We start from the raw sequence: 26,034 nt of genomic DNA, 5'->3' as shown, positions 1-26,034 counted from the left end.
TGGGGCGGCTGCCCGTCAGCCGCCCTTTGGCCGGGTGTAGGGCGTGAAGTTGCCGAGGCGGCAATAGCCGCTCGGGATGGTCGTGCCCGGTGTCAGCACGCGGAACTGGTCGTTGCGGCACAGCTGGCTGCCGCGCATCTCGACGATCACCGTGGTCAGCGGTGCCAGCGACGGGCATTCGGCGGCGAGCGTGTTGCGATAGAGCCGCGCGCCCTGCCGATAGAGCAGGGTGCGGGTGTCGATGATCTGGGGGCCATCGGTATAGCCGGGACTGATGCAGTCCTGCGGCTTACCGGGCACCCGGTCACCCAGTGCGCTGGCGAGTTCGCGGCGCGCCTGGGCGTCGCGCTGCGCCTGATATTCGGCATTCTGGGCACAGCCCGCCAGCGCGAGCGCGCCGAGCGTGATGATGGCGATGCGCATCCTCTGTCTCCTTGCGGCCGCCGGGCCGCCTGCCGTTCCTACGACTCAGCCGGCAAAACTATCCTTCGCGGCGCGGCGCTCGGCGAGCATGCGCGCATCGGTGGCGCGGAGAAAGGGGTTGGTCGCGCGCTCGGCGGCGATCGTCGTCGGCACGGTCGCCGCGCCGGCGGCGCGCAGGCGTTCCACCTCCGCCAGACGGGTGGCGATCGCGGTGTTGTCCGGTTCGGCGACCACGGCATAGCGCGCGTTCGACAACGTATATTCGTGCGCGCAATAGACCTGGGTGTCCCCCGGCAGCGCGGCGAGGCGCTGCATGTTGGCGAACATCTGCTCGGCTGTCCCCTCGAACAGCCGCCCGCAGCCCATCGCGAACAGCGTATCGCCGATGAACAGGATCGCGTCCTGGGCAAAGTGGTAGGCGATATGGCCGGCGGTGTGGGCGGGCACCGCCAGCACCGTCGCGAGATGATCGCCGATCGCCGCCGTGTCGCCCTCGCCGACCAGCCGATCGGCGGTCGGGATCTGGGCAGCCTCGGCGGCGGGCGCGATGACGGCGCAGCCGGTCGCCGCCTTGAGCGCTTCGTTGCCGCCGGTGTGATCGGGATGCCAATGCGTGTTCCAGATCGCCGTCAGGGTCCAGCCATGCGCTGCCAGCGCGGCCAGCACCGGCTCTGCCGCACCGGGATCGACCACGATCGTCTCCGCCGAGACGGGATCGTGGACGAGCCAGATGTAATTGTCGGTGAAGGCAGGGACGCGGACGATCTGGAGCGCGGTCATGCGATCACCACTCGCCGGTGTTGGGCATCGAGGCCCAAGGCTCCTGCGGCGGCAGCGTGCCCTTCTGGAGCAGCTCGATCGAGATCGCGTCGGGGGTGCGGACGAACGCCATATGGCCGTCGCGCGGCGGACGGTTGATCGTCACCCCGGCATCCTGCAGCCGCTGGCAGGTCTCGTAGATGTCGTCGACCTGGAAGGCGAGGTGGCCGAAATTGCGGCCGCCAGTATAGGTTTCCGGATCCCAGTTATGGGTCAGCTCCACCTCGGCGCGGCCGCGGCCGGTCGCCGGATCGATGTCCGCCTCGCTCGCCAGGTAGATCAGCGTGAAGCGGCCCTTCTCGCTGGTGATGCGGTGGGTTTCCTGGAGGCCCAGCAGCTCGAAAAAGGCGATGGTCGCGTCCGGATCGGTGACGCGGATCATGGTGTGGAGAAACTTCACGGGGCACTCCATGGACTGGTGTTGTTCGCCAGATAGGGGCGGACGCCGCGCCGTTCCACCCGGCTATTGGGCCGGCGGCGCACCGAATTGCGCAAGCGCGGCGCGCGCGGCACTTGCCTGCGGACTGCCGGGGGCGGCGGCAAGCACCTTGTTCCACGCCGTCTTGGCACCGGCTTCGTCACCGCTGGCGGCAGCGATGTTGCCGGCCTCGAGCTGCACCGCGGCGTCGTCGCCGGCGCGCTTCACTGCCTCGGCGATGTCCTTTTGCGCGCGCGGCAGGTCGTTCATCCGCCGTGCGAGCGTAGCCGAGAGCAGCCAGGCGAGCGGATCGTCGCCCGCCTTGGCGATCGCGACATCGATGTCGGCGCGTGCCCCCGCGCTCTCGCCTGCGGCGACCGCGGCACGGGCCCGATCGAGATAGGCCTCGCCCAGCGCGAGACCCTTCAATTGTCCGCTCGCCAGCGCGGCGTTGATCGCGGCGCGCGCCTTGGGCGGCTGCTTGGCGGCAAGCCAGGCATTGCCCGCCTGAGTCCAATAGGTCGCGGCGCGGGGACCGTCCTTCGCCGCTTCCGCTTCGCCGGCGGCTTCCTCGAACGCGGTGGCGGCCGAGGCCCAGCGGCCCTGGTTGGCATAGGCGACGGCGAGGCACTGGCGGGCGAACATGCCGCCCTTGTCGCTGCGCCACTTCACCGCCTCGTCCACCGCGGCGGCGGGATCGCCGGTCGCCATATCCATGCATTTGGTGAAGCGTGGCGGCTCGCCCGCGGGCGCCGGTGCGGCCGCCTTGGCGGCAGCGGCGCGGGCGCGTTCGGCATCGCGCAGGATCGGCCCCGACTTGGGAGCGATCGCGGGCGTCTGCTGGGCGATCAGCAGGAGGAGGGGGAAGAGCATGCGGTACGTACGTCCTCGGTGGCGCGGAGCAGCAGGCGGATGTCGGCGTCGCGCGACAGGCGGTGGTCGCCCTGCTTGACCAGCACTAGCTGCACATCGTCTGAACGAAGCGTGTCGGCAAGCCGCAGCGCCAGCTCCCAAGGCACTTCCGCATCGCACTGGCCCTGGAGCAGCCGGACCGGGCCGTCGAAGGCGATCGGTGCCTCGAGGACCAGGTTCGCCTCGCCTGATGTCCAGAAGGGCAGGGTGGTGACCATCGGCTCGGGGCCATAGTCGCTCGGCTGCTCCAGCCGGCCGGTGTCGCGCAGCACCTGCTTCTCCGCATCGGTGAAGCCCCAGCGGGTGAAATCGGGAGCGGCGGCGATGCCGACCAGGCCGACCACGCGTTCGGGCCGCGCAAGTGCGACCAGCAGCATCAGCCAGCCGCCCATCGACGAGCCGACCAGCACGACCGGCCCCTCGACCACCGTGTCGATCATCCGCAACGCGTCGTCGCGCCAGCTCGCCAGCGTCTGGTCTTCGAAGGCGCCGGGGCTCTCGCCGCAGCCGGCATAGTCGAAGCGGAGAAAGCCCTGGCCGCGTTCGCGCGCCCAGGCTTCCAGCGCGAGCACCTTCGATCCCTTCATGTCCGAACGATAGCCGGGCAGGAAAACGATCGTCGGCGACGCGCCGGGCGTGTGGTGATGGGCGAGGGGCAAGCTGGTCATCGCCCCCGTCTAGCCGCTGCGGCCGTGCGCCGCCAGCGACGGAACCGATCACTGCAATCGGGATTGATCACACGACATTGCAGCACGACTGGAGCAGGATACGGCCATGAGCACTGTAGAAAACGCCATCGCCCTGCCGGTTCGCCGGTTCGTTCCCGGTTCGCAGTTCATCTTCGGCGCCGCCATCGCGGTGTCCGGCCTGTCGGTCCTCGCCGCGAAGCTGATCGGCGCCTTCGTCTAACCGCGTTTGGCGCACATCGTCCGCAGCGCCTGCCACTGGGCGGCGTCCAGCGCGGGGCGATAGGGGAAATTCTTCTGCACGCTCTGCGTGAAGCGCTGCGCACGCGACGGCGAGGGCGGATGCGACGACAGATAGTTGAGCAGCCTGCCCGCGAGTTCGGGCTGCTCGTCCTGCTCTGCCATGCGGGTAAACAGCGCCGCCGTCGGTCCCGGCGAAATGCCGGCACCCTGCAGGCGGCCGATCGCATAGCTGTCCGCCCCGACTTCGGCCTTGCGCGAATAGCGCGCGTTGAGCAGCGCATTGGCATAGCTGCTGGGATGGCGATCGAACCCGCCGAGCAGCAGGCGGATGCCGAAGTGGCGGACCAGCGCTTCCATGCCGTCCTGGTGCGCGAGATGGCCGAGTTCATGGGCGAGCACGCCGGCGATCTCGTCCGGCGACTGCGCTTCCTGAATGAAGCCGTCGAACAGCACCACCTGATGCCCGGGGAAGGCGACGGCGTTGACCATCGGCGCGTGCAGCACCCGGATGGTTACATTGTCGCCCTGGCGCAGCCGCGCGGCAAGCGCCTTGAGCGCGGCGTCGCCCGCCGGGCTCGAACAGGCATAGGCACCCATGCTGGCGACCATCTTGGCGCCCATGCGCTCCTCCACCGATTGCGGGATCGACCGGGCGATCAGCGGCGGGAACTTGAGCGTTGCGAGCAGTGTCAGCCCGACCAGTAGCGCCAGCACGCCCGCGATCCGCCACGGGCCGAAATGCTCGAGCCAGGCATGGTAGCGCGGCAGCTTGGGCAGGTGCACCGCGATTTCGGACGGGGGGAATTCGAGGAAGGTGATCTGCCAGCCGGGCCGGTTCTTCAGGCCGAAGGCGCGTTCGTGGTGGGACTGGCCCTGCGGCACGAGGTCGGCAAACGCATAGGGGCCGGCCTCGGCACCGTCACCCTGGAGCAGGAACTGCGTCTCGTCGGCGCCCGGCACGATCGTCGGCATCCGCCGCGACCTGCTCTGCCCGTCATAATGCCAGACCCGCGTCTCCACCATCCGCTCTCCTCAACAGGCGCCGCTGTGCGAACGGGAGGACCGTCCGTCCAGGGGGTGTCGGACCCGCATCTTCATTCCGCGCTGCTGCATCTTCGCCCCCATTCGCCGCCAGCCAATAGCGGAGAATGGTTCACGTCAAGTAACAACTGGCACGGATTCCGACCGATCGGCAGCGCGCAGCCGTCGCCGGGGGCTGCCCCGCTATGGCCCCGCGCCGCGGTCACAGCGCGGCGCTGAACGTGTCGCACTGGCGCGGATCGCCGGTGTCGAGCCCGCGCTTGAGCCAGGCCTTGCGCTGCGCCGAGGTGCCGTGGGTGAAGCTGTCCGGCACCACCGTGCCCTGCGCTTCCTTCTGCAGCGTATCGTCGCCGATCGCATTGGCGGCGGTCATCCCTTCCTCGATGTCGCCGGGATCCATTCGGTCGCGGTTGCGCGCGGCCCAGACGCCGGCATAGCAATCCGCCTGCAGCTCGAGCTTGACCGACAGGCGGTTGCCCTCGGTCTTGGACGCGCGTGCCTGTGCCTGCGAGACTTCGGACGAGGTGCCGAGCAGATCTTGGATGTGATGGCCCATCTCGTGCGCGATCACATAGTCGCGGGCGAAATCGCCCTTGGCGCCGAAGCGGTTCTGCAGTTCGTCGAAGAACGCGGTATCGAGATACACGCCGTCATCGCTCGGGCAGTAGAAGGGCCCCACTGCCGAGGTGGCGGCACCGCAACCGGTATTGGCCCCGCCCTTGAAGAAGTTGATCGTGGCGGGGCGATAATCGTTGCGGCCCATCTCCTGGAAGATCTTGGTCCAGGTGAGGTCGGTACTGCGCATCACCCGGCATGCCTCCAGCCGGCGTTCGTCGACCCGGCATACCTGCTGGCCGGACTGGCCGGCGGTGGGCGAGCGCCCGGCCGTGCCGCCGCCGCTCTGCCCCAGCATCCCGCCGCCGCCACCGAGGCCGAACATCACAAGCGCGATGATGCCGATCAGCACGATGCCGCCGCAGCCCATGCCGCGGCCGAGGAACAGGGGCAGCAGGCCGAGCAGCGGAAAGCCGCCGCCGCCACCGCCCGATCCCAGATCGCGGGCATTGTCGGTTGGATCCAGATCGTCGAGCCGCATTGGGCCTCCCCTTTGTTTGCGTGCCGTGACAATGCGCCAAGGCGGCGTGCGTTGCACGTCTTCCTAAACCGCGCGCCTAACGGGTTAGTGTCGATGCTAACGGTGCCTCGTATTGCTCTGCAGCATCGAATGGGCCAAACCGGTAGCATGGCCGACAGAGAGTCTCTCCCGCATCGTCGTCGCCGCCATGCCGCACCAGGCATGCCGCTGCCAGACACCGTCGCACTGGTGCTGCAGGGAGGGGGCGCGCTGGGCAGCTTTCAGGGCGGGGTGATCGAGGAACTCGCCGTCACCGGCATCGAGGTCGACTGGGTGGCGGGAATCTCGATCGGCGCGGTGAACGCCGCGCTGTTCGCCGGCAATCCGCCCGAAAAGCGGCTGGAGGCGATCCATGGCTTCTGGGACAAGGTAACCTCGGCGCTGCCGGAATTTCTGCCGCCGATGAGCGACCATGCCCGCGAGATCACCCATGCCTGGGCCGCCAGCGCGGTCATGTTCGGCGGAGTGCCGGGCTTTTTCAGCCCCCGGCCGATCCCACCGGCCTTCGCCACGCCGGGCACGCCCGAGGCGCTGAGCTTCTACGATACCACGCCGCTGCGCGAGACCCTCGATCAGATGATCGACTGGGACCTGCTCAACACCGGGCCGGTGCGTCTGTCGGTGGGGGCGGTCAACCTGCAGAGCGGCAATTTCCGCTATTTCGATACGCGCGACGAACGCATCGACGCGCGGCACATCATGGCGTCTGGTGCGTTGCCCCCGGGGCTGCCGCCGGTCGAGATCGATGGCTGCTGGTATTGGGACGGGGGACTCGTCTCCAATACCCCGCTGACCCATGTCCTTGATCGGCAGGAGGCCGAGATGCTCGTCTTCCAGGTCGATCTGTTCCCCGCCGCCAACGACTTGCCGCGCACGATGACCGACGTGATGGGGCGCGAGAAGGAAATCCGCTTCTCCAGCCGCACCCGTGCGATTTCCGACGAGCGGCTGCGGCTGCGCAACGCGCGCGAGAAGGTCCGCCGCCTGCTCGACCGGCTGCCGGAGCATATCGCCGACGAACCCGAGGTGCAGGCGGTACGCGAACTGGTGACCGAATATCCGGTCAACATCGTCCAGCTGATCTACCGCGCCAATGCGTGGGAGGGGGGGTCGCGGGACTTCGAATTCTCGACGCGGACGATGCACGAGCATTGGGAGGCCGGCCGCTCGGCGGTTGCGGAAACCATGGCCAATTCGCGCCTGATCGCGCAGAACATTCTCGACGGCAACACCGCCGCCTTCGATCTCACCCAGCGTTAAAAACCAGCGTTACAGGAGTATGCCGATGTTCCTCAAGGGCAAGTCCGCGGTCGTCACCGGTTCCACCTCGGGCATCGGCCTGGCCTATGCGAAGGCGTTGGCGGCTGAGGGCGCCAACGTGCTGATCAACGGCTTTGGCGACGCGGCGGCGATCGAGAAGGAGCGCGCGGCGCTCGCGGAGACGAGCGGCGGCGAGGCGCTGTACGACGCCGCCGACATGACCAAGCCCGAGCAGATCGCGGCGATGATCGCACGTGCGGAGAGCGAATTCGGCGCGGTCGACATCGTCATCTCGAACGCCGGCATCCAGCACGTCGCGCCGATCGACGAATTCCCGCTGGAGAAGTGGGACGCGATCCTCGCGATCAACCTCAGCTCCACCTTCCACCTGATGCGCGCGGCAATCCCTGGCATGAAGGCGCGCAAATGGGGCCGGATCATCTCCACCGCGAGCGCCCACAGCCTGGTGGCGAGCCCGAACAAGTCGGCCTATGTCGCCGCCAAGCACGGCCTGACCGGCCTCACCAAGACCGCCGCGCTGGAGACGGCGACCTATGGCATCACGGTGAATTGCATCTCGCCGGGCTATGTCTGGACGCCGCTGGTCGAGAACCAGATTCCGGACACGATGAAGACGCGGAACATGACGCGCGAGCAGGTAATTAACGACGTGCTGCTCGATGCGCAGCCGACCAAGGAATTCGTGCTGCCGGAGCAGGTGGCGGCGCTGGCCGTGTTCCTGTGCCGCGACGAGGCGGCGCAGATCACCGGGTCGAACTATTCGATCGATGGCGGCTGGGTCGCCGAATGATGCTGCGGTTGTTGGTTGCGTTGGGGGTGGGGGCGGCGCTGGGTGGCTGCAGCGTCTACCGCGAGTCGTCGTCGCCGGTGATGGATACCAGCCTCAACTGGCGCCGGGTGGCGACCGATATCGATCGCACCAAGCTGCGCAACTGGCGCAAGGCGTGGAGCGAGGCGCTGCCGCTCGCCCGCGCCGCCGATGCGGCGGGGATCGACGGCGATCCCGCGCTGTTCGATCCCGATCGGGCGCTGGCCGATGCGATGCCGCCGGCCGGCGCCTATCGCTGCCGCACCGTCAAGCTGGGCGGCGGCGGCACGGCGGTCAGCGCGATCGTACGCTATGACTGGCGCCCCTGCGCGATGATCGCGGACGGCGAGGTCCGCCACCTGCGCATCGAGGGCGGCGTGCAGCGGATCGACGGCAACTTCTTTCCTGACGTGAAGGCGCGCAGCGTGTTCCTGGGCACGCTGGAGGTGGGGGACGACAGCGCGCCGCTCCGCTATGGCCTCGACAACAAGCGCGACCTGATCGGCTATGGCGAGCGGATCGGCGAACAGCGCTGGCGGCTGGTGCTTCCCTATCCCGCGTTCGAATCGAAGCTGGACGTGATCGAGATCGCCCCCGCGGTTTGACAGGCGCGCGGGCAGGCGTGACACTCCGCCCGATGATCGACAAGGGGGCCGCATGTTCACGACGTTGTTGCTGGCCGGGGCGATGAGCCTCGGCACGCCTGCCGCCGTCGCCGCCGACCCGGTGCGCGATGCCACGGCCAAGGCGATGCCGACGCTGATGGCGCTCTACCGGGACCTCCACGCCCATCCCGAACTCAGCCTGCACGAGGTGCAGACCGCCGCCAAGCTGGCCGCGATCGCGCGCGCGGCCGGGTATGACGTGACCGAGAAGGTGGGCGGCACCGGCGTCGTCGCGGTGCTGCGCAACGGGCCCGGCCCGGTGTTGCTGATCCGCACCGACATGGACGGGCTGCCGGTGGTCGAGAATACCGGCCTGCCCTTCGCCTCCAAGGTGCGCGCGACCACCGACGAGGGCCTCGAGAGCGGGGTGATGCATGCCTGCGGGCACGACACCCACATGGCCAGCTGGATCGGCACGCTGCGCAACCTGGCGGCGATGAAGGACAAGTGGCACGGCACGGTGGTGATGATCGCCCAGCCCGCCGAGGAGCGGGGGCTCGGCGCCAAGCACATGCTAGACGACGGCTTGTTCACGCGCTTTCCCAAGCCTGCCTATGCAATCGCCTTCCACGACAATGCCGCCCTGCCGGCCGGGCAGATCGGCATCACGCCGGGCTATGCGCTGGCCAATGTCGACTCGGTCGATCTGGTGGTAAAGGGCGTCGGCGGGCACGGCGCCTATCCGCAGACCACCAAGGACCCGATCGTGCTCGCCGCGCGGATCGTCACCACGCTGCAGACGCTGGTGAGCCGCGAAATGGACCCGCAGCAGCCGGCGGTGGTGACGGTGGGCGCGATCCATGGGGGATCGAAGCACAACATCATCGGCAACGACGTGACGATGCTGCTGACGGTGCGCAGCTTCACCCCCGAATCGCGCAAGCAACTGCTCGACGGCATCGCCCGGATCGCGCGCGGCGAGGCGATCGCGGCGGGCGTGCCCGAAGACCGGATGCCGGTGGTGACGGTGAAGGACGAATATACCCCCGCCACCTTCAACACTCAACCGCTCGCCGGGCGGTTGCAGACGCTGTTCAACGCGCGGTTCGGCAAGGACCGGGTGGTGGAGACCAAGCCGGTCATGGGCGGCGAGGATTTCAGCCGCTACTGGCTGGCCGACCAGAGCATCCAGAGCACGATCTTCTGGGTCGGCGGCGTGCCCCAGGCGAAATGGGAGGCGGCGCAGGGCGGCAAGGCCGTGCTCCCCTCGCTGCACAGCGCCGAATGGGCACCCGATGCCGAGGCGGTGGTCAGCACCGCGACCGAGGCGCTGACGGCGGCGGCGCTCGATATCCTGAAGCGCTGATCTGCGGCCGGGCGGGACCCGGCGCGATCAGAGCTTGCCGAACACCGCCTCATAGCCGGCAATGTCGTTCGCGGCGAGGAACCGCGCCTGTTCGATCCAGCGGTCGCGCGTCATCCGGCCCTGGAAATTGCCGAGCTGGGCGTCGAGCGCCTGCGCGGCGGCTGGCTCGAGCGCGGCGAGTTGGGCGAAGCGGGTGATCCCCAGCTCGTTCAGCCGCGCGGCGAGTTTCGGCCCTACGCCCTTGAGCCGGGTGAGGTCGTCGGCATCGGCGGAAGGCGCAGGCGGGGCCGCATTGGTGTCGGCGGCCAGCGCCGCCGATGGCGCGGCGGTCGGCGTGGCGGCGGCGATCGGCTCGTCGTCGAGGCGGCTGGGTTCGGCCGCCGGCGCCGGCGCCTCCACGGTGGCGGGCGGCGGCGTCAGCGTCGCCAGCGGTTCGGGCGCATCGGCGACCTGCAACTCGCCGCGCTCCGCCAGTTCGGCGCGCGCCTGGCGCCGCCGCGCCGCGAGCCGCGTGCCCCAGATCAGCACGAACAGTGCGAGCGCGACGCCCAGTCCGATCAGCACGAACGACGTGGTCAGCCAGCCGGTCTCGCTGGTGGCGGCCACGGCGCCATAGCTTTGGGACATCTGATCGTTCATGCTCGCCGCTCCCAGGCCTTTGGTTGCCTGCCTTCCCTTAGCGCCGGATACGGCGGCGTCCAGTCGCTGGCGGTGACGAGGCGGTATACCGAGGCGCACGGACAAGCCCCCGCGGCTCTCCGCGTGACGGGGCGAAGCCCGCTGGCGTGGCGACGGCGGGGAGTAGCCGGGCTGTCGAGGCGGCCTCCAGACAGCCCGGCTTACCGCGCTTGCGCGCTACGGAGCGCACGGGCGGGGGGATTCCCGTGCGCTCCGGTTCAATGCGACCCCATTGGCTTGGGGGGAACATCGGCGACCGCCCGAGTGACGATCCGGGTCGGCCGATGGCAGTGCATACAGAACGCAAAATCGAACGTCTGACTCAACACCCAACCCTGTTTGGCGACACTCCATTCCGCCCAGGCCTCGCGCATCACCCCCAGATGGCCGCAATGTTCGCAAGCGATCTCGACCTGAGAAGTGGCGGCGGGCGCGGGCGGTTTGGTCACTTCCCGGTTCTTACCCGATCGGGCGGTCGATTTGGCAGCAACCCCCTCCAAAGCGGATCAAGTCGTCACTGCCTCGGCGGCGGTGCGCGCCTGCACCGCCATGGCGCGGCACATGCGGTGGAGCGCTTCGCTCATTTGGCGGGCGGTTTCGGGCTCGATGCCGGGATCGGCGGCGATCGCGCGGTCCATCGCGTGCGCCCATTGCGCCGCGGTTTGCGCGGTGACCCGCAGCTGGCGGTGGAAGCCCATGATGCACATGCCCGGCCGCTGCTCGAACCAGTCGCGCGGGCCGCCGAGCCAGGCAACCAGGAAGCGGGTGAGCGAATGGCGGAGCGCGCTCAGGTCCGGCTGGTGCATCGCATGGAGCGCCGCATAAGCGGGGTCCTGCTCGACCAGGTCGTAGAAGCGGTCGACGATGGCGCGGACGGACTCTTCGCCGCCGACGCGGTCGAAGGGCAGGGACGATTCGGGCATGGCGCCGCCCTTAGCCCAAAATCGGCGGGGCGGCGTTGACGCGGATCAACGGGTGCCGCCCGCTCCGTGGCGGGAGCGGGCGGCGCCGCGGATCAGAAGTGCGCGATCACACCCGCCATTGGGCGGAAGCTCTTCGCGTCGTTGAACGTGTTCATCTCGAGCCGCAGGCGCAGCCCGCTGCGGCCAGTGATGCCGCCCAGACCGATGTCCTTCGGGCCGACCTCGACGCCGACGCCGTAGGTGACCGCGTGATAATCGCGGTTGGCGGTGGGCACCTTGTCGAAATTGACCCACTGATAGCCGACCTTGCCGTAGATCAGGCCGCTATCGCCGGCGCGGAGGCCGAAGCGGCCGGCGGCGCCATATTCCCAATCGATGTCGCCGCTCACGCCCTTGGCGACGTTACCCTCGGCACCGACGAAGACCGGGCCGAGCGGCACGTTCACGCCGACCACGCCCTGCACCATCGCACCGTCGAGGCGATACTTGTTGGGCAGCACCGGGATGCCGGCATTTTCCTGGCGGTCGAAGCGTTCCCAGCCGCCGAGCACGCCGACATAGGGCTCGATGCCGAAGGCCTTGGAGCCGTCGGGCGAGCGCGGCGTATCGTCCTGCGCGGCGGTGGTGGTTGCCATCGTGCCGGCGCCGGTGGTGCCGGTGTCCTGGGCGAAAGCGGGGACGGCGAAGGGAAGCGCGGCAGCAGCTGCCGCGACGGCGATGATCGTACGCATGGGGGAAAACCTCTACGCTGGTGAAACACACATCCTCGCATCGGCCGGCAGCGAAGGGCGGGCGGGCGAAGATGGGCGGAGAATGCGCGGACGATGCGCAGGGTTGCATCGCCGCGAAGCATTCGCCGGCGTGTGTTGCAATGCGGCAACGGTTTCTGTCGCCGCGATGAACGAACGTTTGCGCTTATCCCTTGGGCTGGCCTTCCACCGGCACTGGGGTCAATTCGTAGAGGTCGACGCTGCCGGGCACCGCGCCCGGAACCGCCAGCCGCCAGCGGAACGGGCCGAACCGCTCGACCATGCCGACCACGTCACGCGCTCCGCCATTGCCATAGCCGAGGTCGTTCGCACCCGCCTTGGCCTGGCGGGCGCCCAGGAAGACGTAGCGCTTGCCGTCCGGGAACACATAGCCGGCGACGATATCGGTCCCGGTCTGTTTGGCGAGGCCGAGCGGCGCATCTTCTTCCTGCTCGTTCGCGGCGGAGATGTAGCAGAAGCCGGTGGGGCTGGGCTGCACCAGCGCGCGGCCGGCGGGGCCGGGCTTCAGGTGGAGCGTACGGCAGCGATAGGAGCCGGGCGGCAGCGCCGGGTGCGGCTGGCCGGCATCGGGATCGAGCACGGCGCCCTGCAGCTTGCGCACCGGCGCGCGCACCGTGCCGTAGAGCTGGCGCCAGCTGGCCGGCAGGTTTTCGAGCCGGGGCAGGTCGGAATCGGCGATCCGGGTTCGCCAGAGCGGCGGCGGCGGCGCCGGCTCGACGATGGCCATCGGCTGTACGCCCTTGCCTGCCCCGCCGGTCTGGCAGGCGCCGAGCATGGACAAGGCGAGCATCGTGCAGACGCGCCGGAACATGGTGGATCCCCTGTGATCGCAAGGCCGCGCGCAGCCGCGATGGCCCTTTGTTGAGGATCGTAAACGAAGGTTAACGAAAAGTGAAAGCTGCGGTGGGTTGGGCGGGAATGCGGTGAACGGATGGTCTTTGCCTGTAAGCGGATGGGACCCGCACCGGCATGCCCCCTTGGAACCACCCGCGCGAAGCGCCATTACGGATAGGCAAGGATTGGCTGGAGACGTGGAATGAACGCTTGGGGAATCGGCGCAGGTGCAGCGATGATCGGATTGCTGCTGGGCGGCTGCGCAACCAGGGCGCAGAACGAGCGCTACATGGCCGGCCACTTCCGCGCCCAGGCCGAGCTGCACGATGCCGCCGGCAAGATCGTCGGCACCGCCGTCGCCGAGCAGATCGAAGGATCGATTCGCGTGCTGGTCGATGTGAACGGCATCTCGCCCGGGCCGCACGGCGTGCATGTCCATAACACCGGCACCTGCACCCCGCCGGACTTCGCCAGCGCCGGCGGTCATTGGAACCCGGGCGCGACCAAGCATGGCAAGGAAAACCCGATGGGCCCCCATGCCGGCGACCTGCCCAACATGAAGGTCGACGAGAAGGGCCATGGCCATGTGAGCTTCACCCTGCCCGGCGGCACCTTCGACCAGCTGATGGATCAGGACGGCGCGGCGCTGGTCGTCCATGCCGGCGAGGATGATTACAAGACCGATCCGGCCGGCAACAGCGGCGGCCGCATTGCCTGCGGCGTGTTCCAGACCGTCTGAGAGCCTGTTTGAAAATGCGCTGCGGCGCATTTCCAAACAGACGCTAAGGCCCTGCGCGCCTGCCGTTGCCAGCGGGGCCGGCAGGGCGTAGCCAATACCAGAGGGCAAGGGGACCATGGCCGAGCCGGCATTCCTGTTCGTTTGCTTGGGCAATATCTGTCGCTCGCCGCTGGCCGAGGCGGCGTTCCGGGCGGCGGCGCGGGCGGCCGGGGTCGCCGCGTTCGCCGATTCCGCCGGGACCGGCGGCTGGCACGCCGGCGAGGCGCCCGACCGCCGCTCGATCGCCGTGGCGGCGAAGCACGGCATCGACATCCGCGGGCTGCGCGCGCGGCAGGTGGCGCGGAGCGACTTCGCGCGGTTCGACCATATCCTCGCGCTCGATTCGCAGAACCTCGCCGATCTGCGGCGGATCGCACCGGCGGGCAGCCGGGCGCGGCTGCGGCTGCTGCTCGACGTGGTGCCAGGCTGGGAAGGCCGGGCGGTGGACGACCCCTATTATGGCGGCCCGGAAGGCTTTGACCGCACCTGGGACGAAGTGCGCGCCGCGGCCGACCGGCTGGTGGAAGAACTCGTACAAACCCGTTGAACGAACAAGGAGGAGAGGCCCGATGGCATGCACTGGACGCGAACTGCGCTCGACGCTCAGCGAGGACGGTACGCTGCGCCTGTCGCTGGAACAGGTGACCTATGCCGATCCGGCGCCGGACGAGGTACTCGTCCGCATCGAGGCGGCGCCGATCAACCCCAGCGATCTCGGCCTGCTGCTCGGGCCGGCGCAGATCGATACGCTGCGGACCGAAGGCGCGGCGGAGAACCCGGCGGTGGTGTTCGATGTGCCCCAGGCCCGGCTCGGCAGCATGAAGGCGCGGCTCGGCCGGTCGATGCCGGTCGGCAACGAAGGCGCCGGCACGGTGGTTGCCGCGGGTGCGGACGCGGCGCAGCTGATCGGCAAGCGCGTGGCGGCGATCGGCGGCGCGATGTTCGCGGACTATCGCCTGCTCAAGGCGCGCGACGTGGTGGAACTGCCGGAAGGTACCGCGGCGGCGGACGGGGCGGCGATCTTCGTCAATCCGATGACCGCGCTGGCCTTTGTCGAGACGATGCGGCGCGAGGGGCACAGCGCGATCGTGCATACCGCGGCGGCGTCGAACCTCGGCCAGATGCTGCAGAAGATCTGCCTCGCCGACGGCGTGCCGCTGGTCAACATCGTCCGCTCCGAGGCGCAGGCGGTGATCCTGAAGGAGATCGGCGCCACCCATGTGCTCAACAGTCAGGACGCCGATTTCCGCGCGAAGCTCACCGACGCGATCGCCGAGACCGGCGCGACGCTCGCCTTCGATGCGATCGGCGGCGGTTCGCTGGGCAGCGACATCGTCCAGGCGATGGAAGCCGCCGCGGTACGCACCATGGCGGAATATAGCCGCTATGGATCCGATCAGTTCAAGCAGCTGTACATCTATGGCGCGCTCGACCTTGCGCCGACCACGCTCAACCGCCTGGCCTTCGGCTTCCAGTGGAGCGTCTCGGGATGGCTGCTGCTGCCCTTCTTCCGCAAGGCGGGGATGGAGACGCTCGCCGCGATGCGCCAGCGCGTGCTGGCGGAGCTGACCACCACCTTCGCGAGTCGCTACACCCGCACCATCGGGCTTGCCGAAGCCCTGCAACCGGAGGTGGTGCGCGCCTATGAGCGCAAGGCGACCGGCGAGAAGTTCCTGATCGATCCAGGGCTCGGCTGACCGCGGATAGCGGCGCGCTTGTGTCAATACGGGAGCGCAATGATGCAAATTGTTTCCAATATGCGTCAAAATGGACCTGACGAACCATTTGCTTCCTACAATGCACTCGGGTGGGCCTGAAGCCGCACCGGAGCGGGTCGCTACCGATGCGGCAATTGTTGAGGGATGACGAATGCTGCACTGGTTCGAGGTGAAGGCGCCAATTCGCGAAAAGCTGAAGGTCGCCTTCGGCGCGATGATCGGGATCATGGCGCTGCTTGCCGTGCTCAACCTCCTCTTGCCGCATTGGGTGATGCTGGGCCTGAACGTGGCGGTGATCGCCGTGGCGTTCGGCGCCACCCGCATGTTCACCCGGATGATCGCCGATCCCTATGTCGCCACCGTGGTGCGCATGGAAGGGCTTGCTGCCGGGGACCTGACGGCACCGATCGCCCACACCGACTATGAGGATTGCGTCGGCCGCATCTCGCGCGGGATGCTGGTGTTCCGCGATGCCGCCGTCGCGCAGCGCGCCGCTGCCGAACAGCAGGCGGAAGTGGTGCAGGTGCTCGGTCAGTCGCTCGAGCGGCTCGCCAAGGGCGACCTGACCGCGGACGTCACCGCCGATTTCCCCGGCGCCAATGCTGTGCTCAAGACGAATTTCAACGAGGCGCTGGCCGCGCTGCGCGAACTGGTGCGCTCGGTCACCCTGTCCGCCGAGACGATCAGCACCGGATCGAGCGAGATCGCCAGCGCGTCCGAGGATCTGTCGCGTCGCACCGAAAGCGCCGCGGCGAGCCTGCAGGAGACCGTGCACTCGATCAGCGAGATCGACCAGCGCCTGCGCGCCACCGCCAACGACGCCGGAAAGACCGTGGCGCGCGCCGACGGGGCGATCAGTTCGGTCCAGGCCGGTCGTGACGTTGCCGATCAGGCGGTGTCGGCGATGAGCCGCGTCTCCGAAAGCGCCAAGGGCATCGACGATGTGATCGAGGGGCTCGACAAGATCGCCTTCCAGACTCGCGTGCTGGCGATGAACGCCGCGGTCGAGGCCGGCCGTGCCGGCGAGGCCGGCCGCGGCTTCGCGGTGGTCGCCGATCTCGTTTCCGCGCTGGCGATGCGTGCCGAAGAGGAAGCGGGCCGCGCCCGTGACCAGCTCACCACGACCCAGGCCGATGTGACCGCCGCGGTCGGCATGGTCCAGCGCGTCGACGATGCCTTCGCTGCGATCGCCACCGATGTGCGCGAGGTGCACGACCTGCTCGGCAGCATGGCGACCGCCAACCAGGCCCAGGCTTCGTCGATCGGCGAGATCAGCACCGCGATCACGGTGATGGACCAGGCGACGCAGCAGAACGCCGCGATGGTCGAGGAAACCTCGGCGGCGGCGCGCAACCTGAGCGGCGAAGTCGAGGCGCTGAAGCGCCAGGCACAGGCCTTCACTGTCGACGAGGGGCACAATGCGCGGATGAGCCTGCCGCTGCGTCGGCCCGCCATCGCCAACAAGCGTGCCTCGGGCGGATCCCGCGCCGCCGCGCCGGCAGCCGCGCCCGCCATGGCGGACGGCGACTGGGCGACGTTCTGAGAATGCGGTTCAGCCCTCCGTGCCCGCATGGGCATGGAGGCGCTGCCGGGTCGACATCAGCGTGCCCACCGGCTTGGCGATCGGCGCGAACATGCCGAGGCCAAGCCGCTGGCCGGGCAGGTTGACGTACACCGCCTCGATCCCGCGTGCGCTATAGGCTTCGTGCCAGAATCCTGCACCCTGCGGGTCCTTCAGGAAATCGCGCCACCAAAGGCTGTGCGGCGCGCTGCGGGTGAACGCCTCCAGACTCGGCAGGTCGCGCCAATATTGGCGGAAGCCGACATGGTTCCAGCCGAACAGCATGCCATCCTCCGCAAGCAGCCCGTCGGGCGGGTTCTTCTTGATGTCGGTGAGCCCCCTGCCGATCCGCATCATCGCGGGGAGCGCGCGCCAGCGGCGCAGCTTGAACCCCAGAATCACCACGATCAGTTCGGGATATGCAGCGAGATCGACCGTCTCGCGGAGCGTATTGGCTTGCATGGCGAGTCTCCTTGTTTACACTGTACACAGTAGGACAAGTTTACGGTGTAAACAAGATGGAACCGGCAGAAGGATTACGGGCACGATTGATCGACGCGGCGACCGTGCTTCTGGACGAGCAGGGCGAGGGCGGGGTGACGCTGCGCGCGCTCGCCAAGGCGACGGGCGTGTCGGCGATGGCGCCCTATCGGCACTTTCCCGACAAGGCGGCGCTGCTGGGCGCGGTGGCGGAGGCGGGGTTCGCCAAACTCGCCGCGGTGCTGACCGAGGCGGATCGCGCCACGCCGGCCAAGGCGGCGCTGGTCGCGCAGGGCCTTGCCTATTTCCGGTTCGCGCAAGGACATCCGGCGATGTTCCGGCTGATGTTCGGCGGCAACCCGGGCTGCACGGTCGCGCCCAAGGAATATGGCGAGGCGTTCGCGATCCTGACCCGGCGTGTCGCCAGCCTGGCAGGCGGCGATGCCGGGCCGGCGACGCTCGCTGCCTGGGGCGTGGTGCACGGCCTGTCGACCTTGGCGCTCGACGGCAAGGTGCCGGCCGAAGACGACGTCGTCACCGCCGCGATGGCGCTGGTGGCGGACGGGATTGCGCGCGCTCAGCCCAGCAGCTTGTAACGCTCTATTGCCTCGTAGCTCGCGCCCTCGCGGCCGAGGTGGCTTTCGTACAGCAGGAAATGGTCGACGGGGAACGGCGCGCTGGCCAGGCCGGCATGCGTCTCGCAGAACGGGTCGGTGGCGCCCGCCGCCGCGCTCATCCGCGCCAGCGTGACGTGCGGCAGATAGGCGCGGCCTTCGGGGGCGAGGCCCGTCCGCACCAGCGCCTGGTCGATCTTGTGATGGAGCTGGGTGACGGTCTCGTGCGGGCGCAACCCTGCCCAGAGCGCGTTGGGGCGGCCGCGCGTATCGAAGGTGCCGACCCCGGCGAGTGCGAGCTCGAACGGCGCGAAGCGGACATTGCCCAGCGCGATCGCGATATCCTCCGCCAGCGGCCGATCGACCTCGCCGATATAGCGCAGCGTGCAGTGGAGCTGGTCGTCGCTTTGCCAGCGCGCGCCGGGCACGCCGCCGGCAAGCGCGAGCAGTCGTGCGCGAATCGCAGGGGGCGGGCGGAAGCCGACGAACAGACGATGCATCACGGCAGTTCTAGCGGACGCGCTAGCTTGTTCAAAGCGAACGAGAAGTGTGGGTACACTGTGTATCGAAACGTTGCTGCGCCCGGTTTTGCTTGAAAACCCCTGTGCCGAGGCCGATATTCACCGCATCCGGCATTGCGCCGGTCAAAGGAGTTTTTCGAATGGCTAACTGGTCCGATCCCCGCACGAACGAGTCGCCCTTCGCGACCGTGAGTGCACGCGCCGCGGCGCATGACGCGGGGCTCCGGTCGTACATGCTGTCGGTCTACAACTACATGCTGTCCGGCGTGCTGCTGACCGGCATCGTCGCGCTTGCCTTCGGCAAGGTCGATGCGCTGCAGCGCGTGCTGTTCCAGGTGGTGGAAACCAGCCGCGGCCTGTCGCTGCAGCCGACGCTGCTCGGCTGGGTCGTGATGATCTCGCCGCTGGCGATCGTGTTCGCGATGAGCTTCGGCCAGAACCGCATGTCCGAAGGCACGCTGAAGGCGCTGTTCTTCGCCTATGCCGGTCTGCTGGGCGCGTCGCTCTCGACGATCTTCGTCACCTATACCGACATGTCGATCGCGCAGGTGTTCTTCGGCACCGCCGCCGGCTTCGGCGCGCTGAGCCTCTATGGCTACACCACCAAGAAGGATCTGTCGGGCTTCGGCACCTTCCTGATCATTGGTCTGGTGGGGCTGCTCGTCGCGTCGGTCGTCAACCTCTTTCTGCAGTCGAGCATGATGAGCCTGGTGATCAGCGCCGTCGGCGTGCTGATCTTCGCTGGCCTCACCGCCTATGACACGCAGAAGATCAAGAGCATCTACAGCTATGTCGCGGGCACCCGCGAGCAGGGCAAGGTCGCGATCATGGGGGCGCTGAACCTCTATCTCGACTTCATCAACATGTTCCTGTTCCTGCTGCGCCTGTTCGGCAGCTCGCGCGACTGATCTTCGCGGAACACGGCAAGCAAGGGCCCGGTGGAGCGATCCGCCGGGCCTTTTGTTTTGCGCCCGCCTGCAGGGACGGAACGCGAATCCCGCCATGTCCGTTTAATCGGGGTAACGCTCAGGAGAGTGCAGCATGACCAGCAATCCCCTCGACCCCGCGATGGACCGGATGTCGGTCGCACCGGACCCGCAGGCTGACGACGAAAACAAGGGCCCGGCCCATTCCGCCGATGCCGGCACCGATGCTTCGATCGAGGAGCGGCTCGCGCGCGATCCGGCGAGCAAGGACGCGCGGCTCGATCGCGCACTCGACGAGTCGATGGACGCCTCGGACCCGCCCGCCTCGACCCAGCCGATCCACAACCATCAGATCCCGGAAAGCTCCGGCTATGATGCGCAGGCCGAAGCCGCCCGAGCCGAGGCGGCGCCTGCCGATGCGCAGCATGCCGAGGCCGAGGACAAGCCCGACCGCGGTCTGGTCGACAAGGCGCTGCACAAGCTCGGCCTCGACTGAGGCAGGCACGGATGGCCGCGTCTCCCGCGTCGGGCTGGCGCGCCAATATCGTGCTCTACGCGGCGCTGGCCGCAAACATCGGAATCGCCGTCGCGAAGTTCGTCGCGGCGGCGATTACCGCGTCGTCCTCGATGCTCACCGAGGGCGTCCATAGCCTGGTCGACAGCCTCAACCAGATCCTGCTGCTCTACGGCCAGCGGCGCGCCAATCGGCCGCCCGATGCCGAACACCCCTTCGGCTATGGCCGCGAACTCTATTTCTGGGCCTTCGTTGTCGCGATCCTGATCTTCGGGCTGGGCGCCGGTGTGTCGGTGTACGAAGGCTATCTCCACATCCTCGATCCGGAGCCGCTGCGCGATCCGCTGGTCAACTATGTCGTGCTCGGCATCGCCACCGCGATGGAGGGGACCAGCTGGGTGATCGCCATCCGCGAGTTCCGCGCAAGCAAGGGCGACTGCGGCTGGTGGAAGGCCATCCGCGAATCGAAGGATCCCGCCGGGTTCATCGTGCTGTTCGAGGACTCGGCGGCGCTTGCCGGACTGATCGTCGCGGGCCTGGGCGTGTGGGCCAGCCATGCCTGGCAGGATCCGCGGATCGACGGCGCCGCCTCGATCGCGATCGGGCTGATCCTGGCGGCGGTCGCGACGCTGCTCGCCCGCGAGGCCAAGGGCCTGCTGATCGGCGAGCGCGCCAATCCGGACCTGATCGCCCAGGTCCGCGCGATGCTGGAGGCCGAGCCGCGCATCACCGGCGTCAACCATGTCCGCACCATCCACACCGCGCCGGACAAGGTGTTCGTGGCGATCAGCGCCGATTTCGACGACGCGCTGGCGATGGGCGAGGCCGAGACGCTGATCGAGCGGATCGAGGCGCGGCTCAAGGCAGCGCTGCCCCAGCTGAGCTCGATCTACATCCGCCCCGAGAAGCGCGCGGACGCCGAGGTGGTGATCTAGCGACGTACCCTCCCCCTGGCCGGGGGAGGATTGAACGGCGCCCATTCCCCGATGTGCCGAGAACTCGTGGGTGCGGGCGCCTCAACGACTGCCGTCATTCCCGCGAAGGCGAGAATCCATTTGCCAGGACGCTTGGGGAAAGAACCGCCGCATCAGCGCCAATGGATCCTTCGCTTCCGCGGGGATGACGCGACAGGGTGGCTACATCCGATAGCCCTCCCGTCGGCCGGGAAGCAGTCGTCAGCCTCACGCGTCCAGCGCGTCGAGCAGCTCATAGGTGCGCAGCGGCTTCTCGAGCAGCGCGGCATAGCCGGTCGCCGCGGCTTCGGCCGAGAGGCCCGGGCTCGGATAGCCGGTCATCAGCACAGCGCGGCCGGTCCAGCCGCGTGCCTGCAGGTCGCGCAGCAACTGGATGCCGTCGCCGTCGGGCAAGCAGTAATCGGCGACCAGATAGGTTGCGGCCAGCGCGGTGGGATCGGCAAGCGAGGCGGCGGCGACGCTATGCGCGCGGACATGATAGCCATGGCCGTGGAGGAGCAACTGGGTCGACCGACGCACCCCGTCATCGTCTTCGACGAGCAACACGCTGGGGCGTTCGGCGGGGAGTGCGCTGGTCATCGAGCAAGCCTGATCGCTTCGCCTGCCATGGCGCGGCGGCGCGGTCTCTACGCAAATCTCCTAGGGTCGTCCGGTCCGATCGCGCGCTCGGCTGGCCCAAGGGGCGGTTGCGGGCGGACCGCGCATGCGGCACCTTCGCCCTCGATGTTCTTCGACGAGAATCGCGTCTGGCCGCGGCCCGAGCCGCGTCCGCCCGTCCCGGCACCGCCCGGACGGCGCGAGCGATTCCTGACGCGGATGTTTCTGGTCTACGCGCTGGTCCTGCTGCTGCTGCCGGTCAGCGCGAGCGGGATCGCCGACCTGATCCGCTACGTGCTCGCGCTGTTCTGAGGGCTTAGCCCAGCTCGTCGTCCTTGTACTTGATCTGCAGGAAGTTGCCGCGCGTCGCCAGCGCGTCGAGATCGCCCTGCGCCAGCTGTGCGGTCATTTCGGCGATTTCCTCGTCGATCACCTGCAGCCCTTGCGCCAGCTGCTGGTCGGGCGTCATGCCGTTGCGCGGTACGGTGCGGAGCGGCTCCGGCACGCGGCCATAGCCCTTGACCAGCTCGGGCAGCTGCTCGCCGATCAGCTTGCGGACTTCGTTGGCGGCGGGGGAGGACTCGTCCAGCCGGGCGAGCTGCGGCGCCAGCGTCTCCAGCTTCACCCCGATCGAGTCGACCAGCGTGCGCGCCGGGGCCGGCAGCGCCAGCCGCTGCGTCTCCAGCCAGCGTTCGGTAGTGGACGGCAGCGCCTTGAGCGGCACCTGCACCAGCTGCTCGACGCGCGGTGCGCTGGTCACCGGCAGCGAAGCGAACAGCAGGGTGGCGAGAATCAGCAGCGCCATCACCGCCAGCGCGCCGAACATGCCGAGCGGCATGAACATGCCGATGACGATCGCGGCGATGACGATCACCGCATCCGCCGCCGCGATCCGGCCCAGCCGCGCGAGGATCTCCGCCTCGCGCCGCTTGCGGGTGCGGGTGGCGAGCGCGCCTTCGGTGCGGGCGCGCGAACGCTCGATCAGTTCCTCGCCGCGGGCGAGCAGGCGGTCCACGTCACTCGGCATCGCGGCTTACATCGCCTCCAGCTTGAAACCGTCCGCCGGGCCGCTCAGCCGGTTCTGCTCGGCCCCCTCGGCGCGCGCGATATAGCCCTTCGACTTTTCGACTTCGTTCGACAGCGTGTTGACCGTCGTCTTCATGCTGTCGAGCGCCTTGAGCTTGAAGGTGTCGATCGCATCCATCGTGTCGTAGATGTTCTGGAAGGCGCGCTGCAGCGTTTCGACCGGGATGGTCGAGCTCGCCGCCTGTTCGTGGATCGCGGCGGTCTGGCTCTTGAGCAGCTGGCCGGTCGATTCGATCAGGTTGGCGGTCGTGGTGTTGAGCGCGGTGATCTGGTCGAGCACCAGCTTCTGGTTGTTCAGCGCCTGCGCGACGGTCACCGCGGTACGTAGCGCCGAAACGGTGGTGGTCGAGGCGCGGTCGACGCCCTTGATCAGCTCGACATTGTTCTTCTTGACCAGATCGAGCGCGAGATAGCCCTGCACCGTCACCGCCATCTGCGTCAGCAGGTCCTGGGTGCGCTGGCGGACATAGAAGAGCGCGGTCTCGCGGATCGCCTTGGCCTTGGCGGGATCGGTGTGATCCAGCTCGTTGGCCTTGTCCTCCAGCTTCGCGTCCATCGCCTTGGAGAGATAGATCATCTGCTCGAGGCGACCCATCGCGTTCCACAGATTGGCGCGCTCGGTGGCGATCGCGGCATTGTCCTGCAGCAGCTCGTCCTTGCCGTTGGCGAGGCTCTTGAGGATGCCGTTGATGTGGCTCTGCGACGACTGGTATTTGCGGAAATAGTTGGTCAGCGCGCCGCCGCCGAAGATCTTCGAGAGGAAGCCGTCCTTGCCGCCGATCAGCTTGCCGTTGCGCGAGGGATCGAGGTCTTCCACCGTCTTGCGCAGCGCGAGCAGGTCGGCGCCGACGCCGCTGTCATTGCCCATCGCGCGCACCGGGCGATCGAGGAAGCGGTTGGACTGGCCGGCGGCATCGCGGATTTCCTTCTGGCCCATAGCGGCGATCGCATCGACGCGCTTGCCGAATTCGGGCGAATTCACGTCCTGCGCGATCAGATCGTCGATGAAGCCGTCGACGCGCTTGTCGAGCTCGCTCTTCTTGGTGTCTTCGACCGGCACCAGCCCGGCGGCCTTTTCGGGCGCCACGGCGGGGACGGGATCCGGGGGCGTGAGCACCAGACCCTGTTCTGCGGTTTCGGTCACAGTCGCCATCGTTGCTTCTCTCTCCAACTCCGTAGGGATAACCATGCAGGCGAAGCACGTATCCCGCAAGTGTGGTATATGGCTATGGCACTATGTGTTTCAACGGGAATGCCGTTTGTAGCAGGGGCCTTCCCGCGACGCACCATTTCCGCTATGGGCCCGCCCGTACGCGCGCTTCCGCGCCAATCAGGAAATCGCATGAACCTCCGTAACGTGGCGATCATCGCACACGTCGACCATGGCAAGACCACCCTCGTCGACCAGCTCTTCCGCCAGTCCGGCACCTTCCGCGACAACCAGCGCGTCGAAGAGCGTGCGATGGACTCGAACGACCTCGAAAAGGAGCGGGGGATCACGATTCTCGCCAAGCCGACCTCGGTCGACTGGTCGCCCGACGGCACGGAAGAGAACAGCATCCGCATCAACATCGTCGACACGCCCGGCCACGCCGACTTCGGCGGCGAGGTGGAGCGCATCTTGAGCATGGTCGACGGCGTGATCCTGCTGGTCGATTCGTCCGAAGGCGCGATGCCGCAGACCAAGTTCGTCACCGGCAAGGCGCTGAAGCTGGGCCTGCGCCCGATCGTGGTCGTCAACAAGATCGACCGTGCCGATTCGCGCGTGCAGGAAGTGCTCGACGAAGTGTTCGACCTGTTCGTGACGCTGGAAGCGACCGACGAGCAGCTCGACTTCCCGGTGCTCTACGCCTCGGGCCGCAACGGCTATGCCTCGGACGATCCCGAAGCGCGCGAGGGCACGCTGACCCCGCTGTTCCAGAAGATCGTCGACCATGTGCCGCCGCCCCAGGTGGACCCGGACGCCGAGTTCAAGTTCCTGGTGACGCTGCTCGACCGCGACAACTTCCTCGGCCGCATCCTCACCGGCCGCGTCGAGAGCGGCACGGTGCGCATGAACCAGGCGATCCACGCGCTGGATAACGACGGCAACATCATCGAGACCGGTCGCGCCTCGAAGATCATGTCGTTCCGCGGGCTCGAGCGCGTGCCGGTGGAAGAAGCCAAGGCGGGCGACATCATCAGCCTCGCCGGCCTTGCCGTCGCCACCGTGTCGAACACCATCGCCGACACCTCGGTCAGCGTGCCGCTCCAGGCGCAGCCGATCGATCCGCCGACGCTGTCGATGCGCTTCGCGGTCAACGACTCGCCGATGGCGGGCCGCGAGGGCAGCAAGGTGACCAGCCGCATGATCCGCGACCGCCTGTTCCGCGAGGCGGAATCGAACGTCGCGATCAAGATCACCGAGAGCGACGAGAAGGACAGCTTCGAAGTCGCCGGCCGCGGCGAGCTTCAGCTGGGCGTGCTGATCGAGACGATGCGCCGCGAGGGCTTCGAGCTCGGCATCAGCCGTCCGCGCGTGCTGTTCCGCGACGGCGAGAACGGCCGTGAAGAGCCGTACGAGACCGTCGTGATCGACGTGGACGAGGAATTCTCGGGCACGGTCGTCGACAAGATGAACCAGCGCAAGGCCGAGATGACCGACATGCGTCCGAGCGGTGGCGGCAAGACCCGCATCACCTTCTCGGCGCCGTCGCGCGGCCTGATCGGCTATCACGGCGAGTTCCTGTCGGACACCCGCGGCACCGGCATCATGAACCGGCTGTTCGAGAAGTATGGGCCGTACAAGGGCAAGATCGAAGGCCGCAAGAACGGCGTGCTGATCTCCAACGGCGCCGGCGAAGCCCAGGGCTATGCGCTGGGTCCGCTCGAAGAGCGCGGCATCCTGTTCGTCGGTCACGGTGAGGCCCTGTACGAGGGCATGATCATCGGCGAGAACGCCAAGACGGAAGACCTCGAGGTCAACCCGATGAAGGCGAAGCAGCTGACCAACTTCCGCGCCTCGGGCGGCAAGGACGACGCGATCCGCCTGACTCCGCCGAAGAAGATGACGCTGGAACAGGCCATCGCGTACATCGACGACGACGAGATGGTGGAAGTGACCCCGAAGAACATCCGCCTGCGCAAGCGCTTCCTCGATCCGAACGAGCGCAAGCGCCAGAGCCGGGCGAAGTCGGCCGCGTAAGCGACGCTGCTACGGTGAAGAAAGGGCCCCTGCCGGTAACGGCGGGGGCTTTTTCTTTTCAGGCGGCATTTCCCACCAGAGCATTTCCTCTCCCGCGAAGCGGGGGAGGGGGACCGCGCCGCGCCAGCGGCGTGGTGGA

At 68.0% G+C, this 26,034-nt stretch carries 32 protein-coding genes; 15 read left to right on the top strand and 17 right to left on the bottom strand.

Annotation, left to right across the window (positions count from 1 at the left end):
• Positions 1 to 15 precede the first annotated feature (15 nt).
• The 5 genes from SAZ01S_RS13315 to SAZ01S_RS13295 all read right to left on the bottom strand — a co-directional run bounded on the left by SAZ01S_RS13315 (position 16) and on the right by SAZ01S_RS13295 (position 3,240).
• Positions 16 to 423, bottom strand: a complete 408-nt coding sequence (locus SAZ01S_RS13315; protein WP_084582757.1) for a hypothetical protein — start codon at positions 421 to 423, stop codon at positions 16 to 18.
• Between the two features lie 45 nt (positions 424 to 468).
• The gene (gene gloB, locus SAZ01S_RS13310; RefSeq protein WP_084582756.1) at positions 469 to 1,203 is read right to left on the bottom strand and encodes a hydroxyacylglutathione hydrolase; all 735 of its coding nucleotides are present in this window, start codon (positions 1,201 to 1,203) and stop codon (positions 469 to 471) included.
• A 4-nt stretch (positions 1,204 to 1,207) separates the two neighbouring features.
• Positions 1,208 to 1,642, bottom strand: a complete 435-nt coding sequence (locus SAZ01S_RS13305; RefSeq protein WP_084582755.1) for a VOC family protein — start codon at positions 1,640 to 1,642, stop codon at positions 1,208 to 1,210.
• Between the two features lie 63 nt (positions 1,643 to 1,705).
• Positions 1,706 to 2,533 carry a tetratricopeptide repeat protein gene (locus SAZ01S_RS13300; RefSeq protein WP_084582754.1) on the bottom strand — a complete coding sequence of 276 codons (828 nt, stop codon included), beginning with the start codon at positions 2,531 to 2,533 and terminating at the stop codon, positions 1,706 to 1,708.
• The gene (locus tag SAZ01S_RS13295) at positions 2,509 to 3,240 is read right to left on the bottom strand and encodes an alpha/beta fold hydrolase (RefSeq protein ID WP_084582753.1); all 732 of its coding nucleotides are present in this window, start codon (positions 3,238 to 3,240) and stop codon (positions 2,509 to 2,511) included. Before SAZ01S_RS13295 ends, SAZ01S_RS13300 begins: the two co-directional genes overlap by 25 nt.
• Before the next feature lie 106 nt (positions 3,241 to 3,346).
• Here SAZ01S_RS13295 and SAZ01S_RS24590 point away from each other — a divergent pair, with 106 nt between their 5' ends.
• Positions 3,347 to 3,481: a hypothetical protein gene (locus SAZ01S_RS24590; protein WP_281252161.1), complete on the top strand. Its 135-nt coding sequence runs from the start codon at positions 3,347 to 3,349 to the stop codon at positions 3,479 to 3,481.
• Here the strand turns inward: SAZ01S_RS24590 and SAZ01S_RS13290 are convergent.
• Together SAZ01S_RS13290 and ypfJ are read right to left on the bottom strand one after the other, a co-directional pair.
• Positions 3,478 to 4,524, bottom strand: coding sequence for a M48 family metallopeptidase (locus SAZ01S_RS13290; RefSeq protein ID WP_245824845.1), 1,047 nt, complete (start codon positions 4,522 to 4,524; stop codon positions 3,478 to 3,480). The genes SAZ01S_RS24590 and SAZ01S_RS13290 overlap by 4 nt on opposite strands.
• 220 nt (positions 4,525 to 4,744) lie before the next feature.
• Positions 4,745 to 5,638 carry a KPN_02809 family neutral zinc metallopeptidase gene (gene ypfJ / locus SAZ01S_RS13285; RefSeq protein WP_084582752.1) on the bottom strand — a complete coding sequence of 298 codons (894 nt, stop codon included), beginning with the start codon at positions 5,636 to 5,638 and terminating at the stop codon, positions 4,745 to 4,747.
• A 147-nt stretch (positions 5,639 to 5,785) separates the two neighbouring features.
• Between ypfJ and SAZ01S_RS13280 the strand changes: the two genes are divergently transcribed.
• Genes SAZ01S_RS13280 through SAZ01S_RS13265 form a run of 4 tightly spaced genes read left to right on the top strand, consistent with a single transcriptional unit; the run spans position 5,786 to position 9,737 of the window.
• Entirely contained in the window at positions 5,786 to 6,937 is a 1,152-nt protein-coding gene (locus SAZ01S_RS13280; RefSeq protein WP_084582751.1) for a patatin-like phospholipase family protein, read from the top strand.
• Positions 6,938 to 6,962: 25 nt separating this feature from the next.
• Positions 6,963 to 7,748, top strand: a complete 786-nt coding sequence (locus SAZ01S_RS13275; protein WP_084582831.1) for a 3-hydroxybutyrate dehydrogenase — start codon at positions 6,963 to 6,965, stop codon at positions 7,746 to 7,748.
• Positions 7,745 to 8,371, top strand: a complete 627-nt coding sequence (locus SAZ01S_RS13270; RefSeq protein ID WP_084582750.1) for a DUF4893 domain-containing protein — start codon at positions 7,745 to 7,747, stop codon at positions 8,369 to 8,371. The genes SAZ01S_RS13275 and SAZ01S_RS13270 overlap by 4 nt, the downstream gene beginning before the upstream one ends.
• Before the next feature lie 52 nt (positions 8,372 to 8,423).
• Entirely contained in the window at positions 8,424 to 9,737 is a 1,314-nt protein-coding gene (locus SAZ01S_RS13265; RefSeq protein ID WP_084582749.1) for an amidohydrolase, read from the top strand.
• 27 nt (positions 9,738 to 9,764) lie between these two features.
• Here the strand turns inward: SAZ01S_RS13265 and SAZ01S_RS13260 are convergent, their stop codons facing one another.
• The 5 genes from SAZ01S_RS13260 to SAZ01S_RS13245 all read right to left on the bottom strand — a co-directional run bounded on the left by SAZ01S_RS13260 (position 9,765) and on the right by SAZ01S_RS13245 (position 12,919).
• The gene (locus SAZ01S_RS13260; protein WP_139810071.1) at positions 9,765 to 10,376 is read right to left on the bottom strand and encodes a helix-hairpin-helix domain-containing protein; all 612 of its coding nucleotides are present in this window, start codon (positions 10,374 to 10,376) and stop codon (positions 9,765 to 9,767) included.
• A 257-nt stretch (positions 10,377 to 10,633) separates the two neighbouring features.
• Positions 10,634 to 10,864: a hypothetical protein gene (locus SAZ01S_RS23675; protein WP_139810070.1), complete on the bottom strand. Its 231-nt coding sequence runs from the start codon at positions 10,862 to 10,864 to the stop codon at positions 10,634 to 10,636.
• Positions 10,865 to 10,921: 57 nt separating this feature from the next.
• Positions 10,922 to 11,338 (bottom strand): globin domain-containing protein, encoded by a 417-nt coding sequence (locus SAZ01S_RS13255; RefSeq protein ID WP_084582748.1) that lies wholly within the window; start codon positions 11,336 to 11,338, stop codon positions 10,922 to 10,924.
• Positions 11,339 to 11,430: 92 nt separating this feature from the next.
• Complete coding sequence (locus SAZ01S_RS13250; RefSeq protein ID WP_084582747.1) at positions 11,431 to 12,069, bottom strand: outer membrane protein; 639 nt, start codon at positions 12,067 to 12,069, stop codon at positions 11,431 to 11,433.
• Positions 12,070 to 12,253: 184 nt separating this feature from the next.
• A complete protein-coding gene (locus SAZ01S_RS13245) occupies positions 12,254 to 12,919 on the bottom strand; it encodes a DUF4893 domain-containing protein (RefSeq protein WP_084582746.1) in 666 nt (221 codons plus the stop codon).
• 225 nt (positions 12,920 to 13,144) lie between these two features.
• Between SAZ01S_RS13245 and SAZ01S_RS13240 the strand changes: the two genes are divergently transcribed.
• From SAZ01S_RS13240 to SAZ01S_RS13225, 4 genes are all read left to right on the top strand, one after another.
• Positions 13,145 to 13,681, top strand: coding sequence for a superoxide dismutase family protein (locus tag SAZ01S_RS13240; RefSeq protein ID WP_084582745.1), 537 nt, complete (start codon positions 13,145 to 13,147; stop codon positions 13,679 to 13,681).
• A 115-nt stretch (positions 13,682 to 13,796) separates the two neighbouring features.
• On the top strand, positions 13,797 to 14,267 hold the full coding sequence (locus SAZ01S_RS13235) for a low molecular weight protein-tyrosine-phosphatase (protein WP_084582744.1): 471 nt from the start codon (positions 13,797 to 13,799) through the stop codon (positions 14,265 to 14,267).
• A 22-nt stretch (positions 14,268 to 14,289) separates the two neighbouring features.
• Positions 14,290 to 15,417: a zinc-binding dehydrogenase gene (locus tag SAZ01S_RS13230; protein WP_084582743.1), complete on the top strand. Its 1,128-nt coding sequence runs from the start codon at positions 14,290 to 14,292 to the stop codon at positions 15,415 to 15,417.
• A gap of 172 nt (positions 15,418 to 15,589) precedes the next feature.
• Positions 15,590 to 16,981, top strand: coding sequence for a methyl-accepting chemotaxis protein (locus SAZ01S_RS13225; RefSeq protein WP_084582742.1), 1,392 nt, complete (start codon positions 15,590 to 15,592; stop codon positions 16,979 to 16,981).
• Positions 16,982 to 16,990: 9 nt separating this feature from the next.
• Here SAZ01S_RS13225 and SAZ01S_RS13220 read toward each other — a convergent pair whose 3' ends face one another.
• Positions 16,991 to 17,461 carry a monooxygenase family protein gene (locus SAZ01S_RS13220; protein WP_084582741.1) on the bottom strand — a complete coding sequence of 157 codons (471 nt, stop codon included), beginning with the start codon at positions 17,459 to 17,461 and terminating at the stop codon, positions 16,991 to 16,993.
• A gap of 86 nt (positions 17,462 to 17,547) precedes the next feature.
• Between SAZ01S_RS13220 and SAZ01S_RS13215 the strand changes: the two genes are divergently transcribed.
• Positions 17,548 to 18,075, top strand: coding sequence for a TetR/AcrR family transcriptional regulator (locus SAZ01S_RS13215; protein WP_245824843.1), 528 nt, complete (start codon positions 17,548 to 17,550; stop codon positions 18,073 to 18,075).
• On the opposite strand, the gene thpR is transcribed toward SAZ01S_RS13215, so the two are convergent.
• Complete coding sequence (gene thpR / locus SAZ01S_RS13210) at positions 18,057 to 18,593, bottom strand: RNA 2',3'-cyclic phosphodiesterase (protein WP_084582739.1); 537 nt, start codon at positions 18,591 to 18,593, stop codon at positions 18,057 to 18,059. The genes SAZ01S_RS13215 and thpR overlap by 19 nt on opposite strands.
• 161 nt (positions 18,594 to 18,754) lie before the next feature.
• On the opposite strand from thpR, the gene SAZ01S_RS13205 reads away from it, so the two are divergent.
• From SAZ01S_RS13205 to SAZ01S_RS13195, 3 genes are all read left to right on the top strand, one after another.
• On the top strand, positions 18,755 to 19,522 hold the full coding sequence (locus SAZ01S_RS13205) for a Bax inhibitor-1/YccA family protein (RefSeq protein ID WP_084582738.1): 768 nt from the start codon (positions 18,755 to 18,757) through the stop codon (positions 19,520 to 19,522).
• A gap of 133 nt (positions 19,523 to 19,655) precedes the next feature.
• Positions 19,656 to 20,036, top strand: coding sequence for a hypothetical protein (locus SAZ01S_RS13200; protein WP_084582737.1), 381 nt, complete (start codon positions 19,656 to 19,658; stop codon positions 20,034 to 20,036).
• A gap of 11 nt (positions 20,037 to 20,047) precedes the next feature.
• On the top strand, positions 20,048 to 20,989 hold the full coding sequence (locus SAZ01S_RS13195) for a cation diffusion facilitator family transporter (RefSeq protein ID WP_084582736.1): 942 nt from the start codon (positions 20,048 to 20,050) through the stop codon (positions 20,987 to 20,989).
• Positions 20,990 to 21,235: 246 nt separating this feature from the next.
• On the opposite strand, the gene SAZ01S_RS13190 is transcribed toward SAZ01S_RS13195, so the two are convergent.
• A complete protein-coding gene (locus tag SAZ01S_RS13190) occupies positions 21,236 to 21,607 on the bottom strand; it encodes a response regulator (RefSeq protein WP_167693156.1) in 372 nt (123 codons plus the stop codon).
• 144 nt (positions 21,608 to 21,751) lie between these two features.
• Here SAZ01S_RS13190 and SAZ01S_RS13185 point away from each other — a divergent pair, with 144 nt between their 5' ends.
• Positions 21,752 to 21,937 carry a hypothetical protein gene (locus tag SAZ01S_RS13185; protein ID WP_084582735.1) on the top strand — a complete coding sequence of 62 codons (186 nt, stop codon included), beginning with the start codon at positions 21,752 to 21,754 and terminating at the stop codon, positions 21,935 to 21,937.
• Between the two features lie 4 nt (positions 21,938 to 21,941).
• Here SAZ01S_RS13185 and SAZ01S_RS13180 read toward each other — a convergent pair whose 3' ends face one another.
• Both SAZ01S_RS13180 and SAZ01S_RS13175 read right to left on the bottom strand, forming a co-directional pair.
• Positions 21,942 to 22,652, bottom strand: a complete 711-nt coding sequence (locus SAZ01S_RS13180) for an HAD family hydrolase (protein WP_084582734.1) — start codon at positions 22,650 to 22,652, stop codon at positions 21,942 to 21,944.
• 6 nt (positions 22,653 to 22,658) lie between these two features.
• Positions 22,659 to 23,864, bottom strand: a complete 1,206-nt coding sequence (locus tag SAZ01S_RS13175) for a toxic anion resistance protein (RefSeq protein ID WP_084582733.1) — start codon at positions 23,862 to 23,864, stop codon at positions 22,659 to 22,661.
• Between the two features lie 189 nt (positions 23,865 to 24,053).
• Here SAZ01S_RS13175 and typA point away from each other — a divergent pair, with 189 nt between their 5' ends.
• A complete protein-coding gene (gene typA, locus SAZ01S_RS13170; RefSeq protein WP_084582732.1) occupies positions 24,054 to 25,895 on the top strand; it encodes a translational GTPase TypA in 1,842 nt (613 codons plus the stop codon).
• Positions 25,896 to 26,034: the final 139 nt, after the last annotated feature.

Source organism: Sphingomonas azotifigens NBRC 15497, assembly GCF_002091475.1.
Classification (GTDB): Bacteria; Pseudomonadota; Alphaproteobacteria; order Sphingomonadales; family Sphingomonadaceae; genus Sphingomonas; species Sphingomonas azotifigens.
This window is presented reverse-complemented; position numbering and strand designations above follow the sequence as displayed.